This window comes from Photobacterium lucens, from assembly GCF_009873615.1.
Lineage (GTDB): Bacteria > Pseudomonadota > Gammaproteobacteria > Enterobacterales > Vibrionaceae > Photobacterium > Photobacterium lucens.
The window spans coordinates 1-972 of the sequence record NZ_SSMG01000371.1; the positions used below are offsets into that span (position 1 = coordinate 1).

The 972-nt window shown below is 42.4% G+C and carries 1 protein-coding gene; it reads left to right on the forward strand.

Annotation, left to right across the window (positions count from 1 at the left end):
• Positions 1 to 59 precede the first annotated feature (59 nt).
• Positions 60 to 917: an FKBP-type peptidyl-prolyl cis-trans isomerase gene (gene fkpA, locus E5A76_RS15465; protein ID WP_053987520.1), complete on the forward strand. Its 858-nt coding sequence runs from the start codon at positions 60 to 62 to the stop codon at positions 915 to 917.
• The last annotated feature ends 55 nt before the right edge of the window (positions 918 to 972 follow it).

Below are 972 nucleotides of genomic sequence, written 5' to 3' on the forward strand. Positions count from 1 at the left end.
CATACTAAAAAGTACAGTTAAAAAATGAGGCATTGCCTCAATGACTGATGGAGAAATACATGAAACCTGTTCTAAAGATGTCTGTATTGGCAGCAACAATTTTTCTAGCTGTTGGTTGTCAGGATGATAATAAAGCAGACACTAACAAGCCTGCAGAACCTGCGAAAGTAGAGCAGGTTGCTGCTAAAGCTCCAGCTGCTGAAGATGCAAAAGTTGAATTCAAAACTGAAGATCAGAAAGCAGCATACGCAATCGGTGCGTCACTTGCTCAATACCTATCAGCTAACCTTGATCAACAAAAAGAGCTTGGCTTAGATCTAAACCGTCAAGACGTACTTCAAGGTGTTGAAGATGTATTTGCAGGTAAGAGCCGTCTAACACCTGAGCAAACTCAGCAAGCACTTCAAGAGCTAGATCAACGTGTTGCGAAGATCGTTGAAGAGAAAGCAAAAGAAGAAGCAGCTAAAAACGTAAAAGCAGGTGAAGAGTTCCGTGCTAAATTTGCGAAAGAAGCAGGTGTAGTAACGACGAAATCTGGCCTAATGTACAAGATTGAAAAAGAAGGTACAGGTCCTAAGCCAACGGCAACAGACACAGTTGAAGTACACTACAAGGGTATGCTAACTGACGGTACAGTATTTGATAGCTCATACCAACGTAACCAACCAGCAACTTTCCCACTAAACCAAGTGATCCCTGGTTGGACTGAAGGTGTTCAGCTAATGCCTGTTGGTTCTAAGTTTGAATTTGTTATTCCGCCACAACTAGCTTACGGCGCACAGGCGAATCCAAGCATTCCTGCTAACTCAACACTAGTATTTGAAGTTGAGCTACTAGGTATTAAAGGTGACAAGACTGCAAAACCTGCAGCGGCACCAGCTGAAAAACCAGCAGCGGCTGAGACAAAAACGCAATAATTGAGCATTATTTGCCAATAAAAACGTTGATAAATACCAAGACCCGACATATGTC

What these genes read in the sequence shown, in the direction of transcription:
- fkpA (WP_053987520.1), top strand. Translation starts at nt 60, where the DNA reads ATGAAACCTGTTCTAAAGATGTCTGTATTGGCAGCAACAATTTTTCTA.